The organism is Virgibacillus salexigens, from assembly GCF_014905415.1.
Classification (GTDB): Bacteria; Bacillota; Bacilli; order Bacillales; family Amphibacillaceae; genus Virgibacillus; species Virgibacillus salexigens.
In genome coordinates this window covers 1-318 of record NZ_BNEO01000096.1, presented here as the reverse complement: position 1 = coordinate 318, position 318 = coordinate 1, and the positions used below count along the sequence as shown (strand labels likewise).

At 37.7% G+C, this 318-nt stretch carries 1 protein-coding gene; it reads left to right on the top strand.

Annotated features, from left to right (window positions below):
* A partial coding sequence (locus JKP73_RS22395; RefSeq protein WP_200412008.1) for an extracellular solute-binding protein occupies positions 1 to 318 on the top strand: 318 nt, incomplete at both ends.

Genomic DNA, 318 nt, shown 5'->3' with positions numbered 1-318 from the left:
CTGAAGATGGTAAAACAGTAAAATTTATGCATTTATGGCCAGAGGGTAGTTCTGCTCAGCATAATAAAATTGTAAGCGAAATCATTAACGATTTTGGAAGTGGAAATCCTGATGTAACTATTGATTTAGAAGTCTTGAGTAATGAGCAATACAAAGACAAGTTAAAAGTGCTTTCGACATCGAATGAATTGCCTGATGACGGGATGACGTGGGCAGCAGGATTTCTTGAACCCTATGTTGATGGTGAATTATTTGCGCCTTTAGATGATTTGGTAGAAGGTGAACTGAAAAATCGATTTGTATCGGGTACAGCTGAAG